The organism is Pseudochrobactrum sp. AO18b (assembly GCF_000409565.1).
GTDB classification, from domain to species: Bacteria; Pseudomonadota; Alphaproteobacteria; order Rhizobiales; family Rhizobiaceae; genus Pseudochrobactrum; species Pseudochrobactrum saccharolyticum.
Window position 1 is genome coordinate 1 of sequence record NZ_ANNO01000007.1, and the last position, 8,107, is coordinate 8,107.

General features: G+C 46.0%; 12 protein-coding genes. 6 read left to right on the forward strand and 6 right to left on the reverse strand.

Annotation, left to right across the window (positions count from 1 at the left end):
• Positions 1-345: 345 nt before the first annotated feature.
• The 3 genes from A918_RS0100270 to A918_RS0100280 are packed head-to-tail and all read right to left on the reverse strand — an operon-like array spanning position 346 to position 2,590.
• Positions 346-1,251 (reverse strand): dihydrodipicolinate synthase family protein, encoded by a 906-nt coding sequence (locus A918_RS0100270; RefSeq protein WP_022709114.1) that lies wholly within the window; start codon positions 1,249-1,251, stop codon positions 346-348.
• 20 nt (positions 1,252-1,271) lie between these two features.
• Positions 1,272-1,955, reverse strand: coding sequence for a B3/4 domain-containing protein (locus tag A918_RS0100275; RefSeq protein ID WP_022709115.1), 684 nt, complete (start codon positions 1,953-1,955; stop codon positions 1,272-1,274).
• Between the two features lie 23 nt (positions 1,956-1,978).
• Positions 1,979-2,590: a LysE/ArgO family amino acid transporter gene (locus A918_RS0100280; RefSeq protein ID WP_022709116.1), complete on the reverse strand. Its 612-nt coding sequence runs from the start codon at positions 2,588-2,590 to the stop codon at positions 1,979-1,981.
• A gap of 99 nt (positions 2,591-2,689) precedes the next feature.
• Here A918_RS0100280 and A918_RS0100285 point away from each other — a divergent pair, with 99 nt between their 5' ends.
• Complete coding sequence (locus A918_RS0100285; protein WP_022709117.1) at positions 2,690-3,592, forward strand: LysR family transcriptional regulator ArgP; 903 nt, start codon at positions 2,690-2,692, stop codon at positions 3,590-3,592.
• A gap of 99 nt (positions 3,593-3,691) precedes the next feature.
• Entirely contained in the window at positions 3,692-4,111 is a 420-nt protein-coding gene (locus tag A918_RS0100290) for a group III truncated hemoglobin (RefSeq protein WP_022709118.1), read from the forward strand.
• Positions 4,112-4,173: 62 nt separating this feature from the next.
• Here the strand turns inward: A918_RS0100290 and A918_RS0100295 are convergent, their stop codons facing one another.
• Positions 4,174-4,668, reverse strand: a complete 495-nt coding sequence (locus tag A918_RS0100295) for a hypothetical protein (protein ID WP_156831351.1) — start codon at positions 4,666-4,668, stop codon at positions 4,174-4,176.
• A gap of 347 nt (positions 4,669-5,015) precedes the next feature.
• On the opposite strand from A918_RS0100295, the gene A918_RS21420 reads away from it, so the two are divergent.
• The 3 genes from A918_RS21420 (at position 5,016) to A918_RS0100320 (ending at position 6,483) form a co-directional block, all read left to right on the forward strand.
• Positions 5,016-5,450: a DUF2834 domain-containing protein gene (locus tag A918_RS21420; protein WP_198013252.1), complete on the forward strand. Its 435-nt coding sequence runs from the start codon at positions 5,016-5,018 to the stop codon at positions 5,448-5,450.
• An 85-nt stretch (positions 5,451-5,535) separates the two neighbouring features.
• Positions 5,536-6,045, forward strand: a complete 510-nt coding sequence (locus A918_RS18970; protein ID WP_022709123.1) for an MgtC/SapB family protein — start codon at positions 5,536-5,538, stop codon at positions 6,043-6,045.
• 99 nt (positions 6,046-6,144) lie between these two features.
• The gene (locus tag A918_RS0100320) at positions 6,145-6,483 is read left to right on the forward strand and encodes a hypothetical protein (RefSeq protein WP_022709124.1); all 339 of its coding nucleotides are present in this window, start codon (positions 6,145-6,147) and stop codon (positions 6,481-6,483) included.
• A 294-nt stretch (positions 6,484-6,777) separates the two neighbouring features.
• Here the strand turns inward: A918_RS0100320 and A918_RS0100325 are convergent, their stop codons facing one another.
• Together A918_RS0100325 and A918_RS0100330 are read right to left on the reverse strand one after the other, a co-directional pair.
• Positions 6,778-7,113, reverse strand: a complete 336-nt coding sequence (locus A918_RS0100325) for a hypothetical protein (protein ID WP_022709125.1) — start codon at positions 7,111-7,113, stop codon at positions 6,778-6,780.
• Between the two features lie 132 nt (positions 7,114-7,245).
• Complete coding sequence (locus A918_RS0100330) at positions 7,246-7,569, reverse strand: hypothetical protein (RefSeq protein ID WP_022709126.1); 324 nt, start codon at positions 7,567-7,569, stop codon at positions 7,246-7,248.
• A gap of 162 nt (positions 7,570-7,731) precedes the next feature.
• On the opposite strand from A918_RS0100330, the gene A918_RS0100335 reads away from it, so the two are divergent.
• The gene (locus A918_RS0100335) at positions 7,732-8,079 is read left to right on the forward strand and encodes a hypothetical protein (protein WP_022709127.1); all 348 of its coding nucleotides are present in this window, start codon (positions 7,732-7,734) and stop codon (positions 8,077-8,079) included.
• The last annotated feature ends 28 nt before the right edge of the window (positions 8,080-8,107 follow it).

Below are 8,107 nucleotides of genomic sequence, written 5' to 3' on the forward strand. Positions count from 1 at the left end.
TTAGAAATGGTATGCTGTCACCAGCACACTTTGAACAGAACCACAAACTGAAGACGAAGAGTGTCTAATAAACTCGGGGCTATTCATTTATCGTCTTTGCTCCACCCAATATGCCCGCTCAATAATCAGTAAATTCCCTCATCACAACTAATACCGCAGTTCGTCGATTTCCTTCGTGCCCTCTAATCAGAAGGGCAAGGGTGCGCAATATCGTATTCACCAATTTTTCAATAGCTTAGTGATTTCTCGCAAAAACATAACAGCGTAGTTACATATAAAAACCGTGCGCATTTATATGTGATTTTAACGACAGGCTCGCATGTTACAAAGCTCTGCAATTGTTATTTATTCCTGCCCTGTGGCTCCAGAAATTGCCCTTATTGCAACTGCAATTTCAGCAGCAATGCTTTTATCGAGCGGCAAGAACGGGCGCGGAAGTACAGCATCAGACAAAGACAGCTGATTAAGCATTTCATAAACAACACGCAGACTGCCATGTCGTTGAAACAAAGACCAAACCGGCTGCAAAATCCCGTTAAATTTATGTGCCAGCTCTGTATCTTTTCTTTCAGATGCACGTGTTAAACTGACACAGAGTTCAGGAAAAACGCCTCCCAAAACACTATACCAAACATCCGCGCCTTTGAGCAAAGCTTCAGAGCATTTCCAGTCACCGCTATAGCCGCATGAGAACTCTGGCAGAACTGAAGCGCGCTGCTTCAATATATGCTGCTCCACACTACTATCTGCCGGCAATGCATTTTTGATGCCGACAATCCCCGTCACTCTGGATAGACGGGCTATTAACGCATCAGAGAAGTTAAAGTGCGTCGTTCCCGGATTGTCGTAAATGCAGATCGGCAACTGACTATCTTTAGCGACAGCAGCGTAGTGCTCAAAGACCTCATCCTGCGTTAAACTTGTGTATGAAACAGGCGCTAAAAGCCCTACTGTAGCTCCTAAAGACTTCGCGTCCTGTGCAAATTTGACGGCATCATCAGTCCGCAGAGCACTTACGCCGACAATTAGCGGCACCCTGCCTTTAATTTGCTGATGCGCTGCTTCTATCGCCTTTTTCCGCTCTGCATAATTCAGATACATATATGTACCTGTACTGCCGAGAAGCCCGATTGAATCGACCCCGGCGACAATCATTCTTTCGATTAGCGAACATAGGTTTTCTATGCAGACTTCGCCATATTCATTGGCAGGCGTGATCGGAAACGCAGAGAGACCGGTTAATACTGACATAAACTTTTTGCACCTACCGGCTAAACCGCAGTTTTTTGTATGAGTATTTCACTGTTCGGTGCCATTTTCCTAATACCATTCACAAGCATATCCCCTGCTTCATCAAGAGCAGATGCAGGCATTGCTTTTAAACTTTCCAATATAAACCACATACGGCCTCCAGCATGATCAAGCCGCGTCCTGCTTCCTTGACGCCAGTTCCAGCGCCTGCATGTAACACCCAGATCATCACACCAAATCACCTCCCCCGGCATCGGGTTCTCAATAACGTCCTCTCCGTTATTCTTAGTGTCAAAAATCTCGGTTCCTTCAGCAAGCATCAATTGAGGACGCCCTACATAGGCATCGTAATTTTCCCCGCCTACCGGCAGCGCATAGCGCAGGCTAATTGCATTATAGAGATCAACAACAGGATTGATTGCAGGAATGCGCCCCTCTTTCAAAACGCGCTTTCTAAGCGCCTGAGCAGAACATGGAGTGCGATTAGGCTTCGCACCAAATTTCAGATAGATGTCTGCCCAACCAGCCAGGTGATCCTCTGCCCATGATGGTCCGCCTGCCAGCACATAAGCACACGCATCGTCCAGAATAACTGGATCAGCCTCATTCATGACACCCGCTTTGGTATCGACATAGATACTCAGCGCACGAAAATCCGGCGCTATTGCCATTACTTTCTCAGAAATAAACGGGGCTTCAGGCATTCAGTTAAACTCCGGTAATTTACTCACAAACCAATAAGAAGACGGGCAGCAATTCCCCACATTACAAATGCAATAATTGCCTCAAGAATTCTCCACGCTGACGGTTTTGCAAATAGCGGTCTCAACCACTTTGCCCCGTAACCAAGCGAAAAGAAAAATAAAAATGAAGCTAAGATTGCACCGGCAGCAAACATAAACTCAAAACCTGAAAACTGGGTCGAGATAGAGCCGAGCAGCATCACCGTATCGAGATAAACGTGCGGATTGAGCCATGTGAGCGCGAAACAGGTTAGCACAGCTGCTTTTAAACTTTGCTTTTCAACAGAATTACCGGATGCAAGGGTTTCAGATGATCGCAATGCCGAGCGCATATTAGCCGCCCCATAGAATATAAGAAATGCGGCTCCGCCATAGCGCATGACCGGATCAAGCCAGGGCGCCATGCCGATAATCGTACCAAAGCCCGCTACCCCCAATGCGATCAGAATTGCATCGGACAAAGCGCAGGTTAAGGAAACGGCAAAAACATGTTCGTTGCGCAAGCCTTGCCGCAGCAGGAAAGCATTTTGCGAACCAATAGCAACGATCAGGCTCAGCCCCATCGTCATGCCTGTAATGAATACTGATAAGCTCATATCTGAATTTTAAACTCGGCTGGAATTGCAAACCGTGTTATCAGAAACGTGAGTTTAGTAAAATTAAACAATCTAATTCAAAGTAAGAGGAACTAATGCATGATTGACTATCCTGCCGCTCTTGCTGTCAAGATGGTTGTACAAACCGGCAGTTTTGAACAGGCTGCCAAAGCTCTGCATGTTACGCCCTCTGCAATCTCTCAACGTGTGAAAATCATAGAAGAACGCCTCGGTGTTTCTTTGATCGAGAGAGGAAGCCCATGTGTGGCAACAGAGAAAGGTGAATGGCTTTGCCGGCATCTGGAACATGTCAGCATGCTTGAAAGCGAGCTGGCCAAGCATTTGCCAAATCTGGCTGAAATGCAAAACTCAGCGATGCAACGAATTACCATCAACATAGCTGTAAACGCCGACAGTATAGGCACATGGTTTTTAAAGGCTATGGCTCCTTTTGTGCAGGATACAGGCTATTTACTGAGCATTGCGATTGATGATGAAGACTATACGGCTGAATGGCTTGAGCGCGGTCGGGTGCTTGCGGCAGTTACATCACTTTCAAAGCCAATAAAGGGCTGTCGTGTTTCGCAACTGGGAGCATTGCGCTATCAGGCAACGGCCACCCCCGCCTTTATTGAGAAGCATTTTACCAATGGTATTGCAGAAGGAATTGCTAAGGCACCGGCACTCTCATTCAATCAGAAAGACCGACTGCAACAGGAATGGATTAACCGCACAATGGGGCGTACTATTACTATGCCCACACATCGGATTCCTTCAACACAAGGTTTTATCGATGCCTGTTTAGCCGGAATGGGCTGGGGTATGAATCCGGTTCATATCGTGCATGAACACATCAAATCTGGTCGTCTGGTTGAACTGGTTCCCGACAGTGCTTTGGAAATTCCTCTGTTCTGGCAGGTCAATCATCTGGCAGCGAATGAACTGACCAATCTCACCCGACAGGTTACGCAGGTTGCAAAGCAATTTTTGATCCAGCCGTGAATTTGCTTTCAAAACATGCCCGTTTTGAGTACAACTCCGGCTATATCCTTCCAACAAAAAAGCGCGTCCTCCCATCGGGCAGTGCTTCCTGTACCGGTTATGACTGTTCTTATTAATCAACCGCATCCATCCATCGACAAGGCATCAATCCAGATTTTGGTTGCCAGATTTTACGGTCGCGCCCGTGAAGATGCATTAATTGGCCCGATTTTCGCCGATGCAGTGCATGACTGGGATCATCACATCGCGCAGATTTCGGAATTCTGGTCGGCGGTCATTCTCAAAACCGGTGGTTATGAAGGTCGCCCGATGCCGCCTCACCTGAAACTCGATTTAAAAAGCGAGCATTTTGACCGCTGGCTCGGCTTGTTTGAGCAAACTGCACGGGAAATTTTTCCTGAGGAAGCAGCCATTATCTTTATTGATCGGGCGCGCCGCATTGCCGACAGTTTTGAAATGGCGATTGCCGCCCATGCCGGAAAAATAATTGCACCGCGTCATTCCCGCCGGACCGTTTAACTATTCGCCAAAGCAGACACTCTACACAATTCTGACTGACTTCGGATATTGAAGCCGCACAATTATTTCTTTGCTTGAAGACATAGATTGTCACCAGCCGGAAGCTCCGAAAACAGTTTAACATCAGCATCATAGCGATACACTATGATATTTGTCGTACAGTTATCCTCATATCGTGCGCAGGTTTGCATCGATACACAGAGACGGTCACCGGCACCCCAGACTTTAGCGGGAGGCCTGTCGTAAATCCCCTCATAAATAGTCTGTGACTGTGTCTCACCATCAGACCAGTTCAGCATAATTTCCGAACGGAAATGGTCATAACCAATACTGCTATAGCCGATCTTATATTCAACAGTAGCAGGGCTGGACATAAATGCAGTGCCTGAAGCTATATTTTCCCAGTCTGCAACATCTTCGGCATGGGCGGAAACCGGAGTAAAAATAGCAACAACGCAAAGCAGCCAGACAGCCCCTCTCTTGGATAAAAAATGAGCGACATCTTCTGCGAAGAACCGGCTGAAAATCATTTTGCTCCAACTATCCTCTTCATGCATATCCCGACGCCTAGAGCGGTTTACGTCCAGATTGAATCATAGCGCTCGCTCTAGATTCTTTATTTGGTCGCATTATCACGGGCGTCAAGTTGATCCAACTTGACTGTGAAATGCTCAAGCACGGCATGCCTTCGCTTATCGGTCTTAACTGATTACCTGCCTGTAGAACAAAACTTTCACAGCGAACAAAACTACAGAAAATTATAGCTGGGCAATACGCCCTCTGACTTGCCATTCTCCACGGACAGGAGATTGATATGGCAGGGTTCTGGATATGTATTTTTGTGATACTCGCCATAAACGGGGCAATCGCACTTTATTATGCCGGTGGCAGACACGACAACTAATTGGCCAGCCTGACCGTTGCAGTTCCTCATGCTATCGCCTCTTGCTTTACTCCGGAAGTCGCGTTTTATTCTCCTCGGGTTTTAATATTTAAATCAGAGGGCAGAATGCGGCAGATTTATTTTCTATTGATGATTATAGGCGCAGTATTCCCTTTATATTTTTTCTGTTTGTTCCTGATCGAAAACGGGTTCAACTCAGCTTTATTTTTTGAGCATTTATTTGCAAACAATATCTCACGCTTCTTCGCAGCAGATGTCGCTATATCCGCACTAGTACTGATTATCTTTATCATCCATCAGAGCCGGAAACTTAAAATGCCTTCCGGCTATTATGCGCTGATCGGCTTAGCTGCGGGCGTATCCTTCGCGCTGCCATTATTCTTATATCTGCGGGAAGGTCACATTGAGAAAATGAGCATCCGCGCGGAACTGTAAGAGATTCTGCCACAACCGCTTCTTTGGAACATTCTGCAGATCACCACGTTTTCCTCTTTATCACCACAAAGATGCGAGGAAGCGGATGGAAGCGTTTCAGGCAGCAATCACAACCACGTTCAGCGCCGATAATTTCAATGTCTGGCCGCATGTTATCGCCCTTGCGGCGGCCTATATATTGGCTTTGCCCATAGGCTGGCACCGGGAAAGGGAAGAAAGAAGCGCAGGCCTTCGAACTTTCCCCTTAGTTGCCGTAGCCAGCTGCGGCTTTGTTCAGGCAGCTGAAAGCATCACAGCAGACAATCCGGAAGCGCTTGCCCGTATTATAGAAGGTGTCATCACCGGCATGGGGTTTATCGGCGGCGGTGCAATTTTACGCCTCAGTACTTCAGTCAAAGGGACAGCAACAGCAGCAAGTCTTTGGGCAACCGGTGCTGTCGGCATCGCATGTGCGATGGGCACATTTGATGTCGCAATCATCATTGTGGTTTTCGCACTATTAACCCTGTGGATGTTCTCCAACGGAAAGTCTCTGACAGATGACCCCGACACCTCCGCGCCTGAAACAGCGATCAACAAAAAAGGCAGCCAATAAGCTGTAGAATATATTACCAGAAAACCGCTTGCTTATTACCAGTATCCATATGACATAAGCTTGCAGTAATAGTGTTTCCGATAAAAACAGCAGATAATAATGATGAAAAATATCCAGATTATCGACGGTGCAATAAACGCGACTTATAGCATATTTCAGGCAACCGAGAGTGAATATAACATCATCTTCCCCGATGAATGTGATATGGAGCTGATTGAAGACCTCATTGCACGGCTCGGTGACGATGAAACCAATCGTGTACTGGCTCCTCTTTGGGAACGTCCGATATTGAAACGTAATGCTGTTGGCATTCACGGGACATTATTCTACGACAACGATCACCGTAGAAACTTCATACCGCAATCAAAGCGTGAAGTTGACTGGAATGAACAGGCAATCAATCAGGCCCAGTTCGATTTATTCTCGCGGTATCGTTAGATGAAACGACATAGAGCGCCGTGTGCCAGACTTGACACACAAAACTCGCTCTAACACTTTAAAATTATGCTCTAGCCAATGAGAAACAATGTCCACAAATTCAGAAGTGTAAAACACGCAGATCCTGAAAAGAAGCTGCAAATGCTTCCGCCTCCGCCTCCGCCTAAAACTCAGCTGAATAGCACTGCTTTTTCAGCAATTGTGATTGTTGTTTTCATCTGCACATTTGTAGCCACTCTATTCCTGCTTCAATGAAAACCCCACACTTGGCGGGGTCTGTAAAATTGCGAATGACTATCTGCAGCCTTTGTTTCTCCACACGGCTTCAATGGCATTTATTTTGCCTTTAGACACAGCAACCTGCCCTTCTTTATTTCCGCCAAATGTGCTCGAAGCCGGAACACCGATTAAAAACACACCAACGGCATCTCCGGTTGCGGCATCATTCTGCTGTTTAGAAAGAACAGCAAGATTACTTTTCTCTCTAGAATATTCATGAGCCAAACTCTGACAGTTCAAATTTGAATAAGCTGCCATCGGAATATCAACCGGCACTATAGCATCAGGTCTTTTAGCACATGCTACAGAAAATACTGTCAAAGACAGAGCTAATATTAATTTGATCTTCATGATTCCCCCGCAATATACACACAGTCTAATTGGCCAAGGGATTGATTAAGGTCAAGTAAAACAAATAAGGCAGTCAAAAGACTGCCTTATACTTTAGTCATACATATCCCGTTCATCCATGAATGAATTTGATCACGGGCATTCCTGATCCCGTACAAAACGGGCTTTAACAAAACCGTGCAATGTACCGTCTTCATAGGAATAGCTGACCGGACACCAGCGCTGTCCCCACGGAATTGTCTTCGGTGTGCATTCCCCCTTCAGAGCCAGCACACCATAATTATTGGCAGGAATTGAAATCACAATTCTACTTTTTGCAGATGGTCTCGCACGAACATTCAGCGCATCACCGGCATCAACATTCACAACGCGAAGACAACCCGGCCCTGTTGTTGCATGTGCCGAAACCGGAAAGACTGCCAGTGCCAAAGCGATAATTATAGGTTTTGAAAACATACCGGACTTCCTGTCGTAAATTACAATTGCACAATAACATTCAAAACTGTACCGGGCATGAACATAGTCTCAGTAATACCAAATTATTTGATTTGTTTACTTTTTCGACACATGAAAGTTATACGCCCCTTTATCAATATTCATAAACATGACTGAGGTAAAATGTTAGGGCGTATTCTGAACGGTGTTGAGCGCACATATCTGATCCGTGCCTGGTTAATTGGTGCTTGTTTCTTCGCTTTAATGGTCACGGTAGCTTTGCAGGCAAAAAATGGCGCGCAATTCGCCCCGCTTTTCTATTTTGCAATCTGCACGCTTATGTTTCCGTTTTCAAAACTCGTCTGGGATGAGCTGAAAAATCTCGTCATGGGACAGAATATTTTCCTGATGAACGCGCTGATCCTGATGATGCTGAAACTATTCATCAATGCGCTGCTATGGGCTTTCGCACCATTTATCGCCATCATTGGTATCGGATATATTTGGTATCGCACCAAATCTAATGATTGAGAGCACTCAAAATCATCAGCAAAAAAAG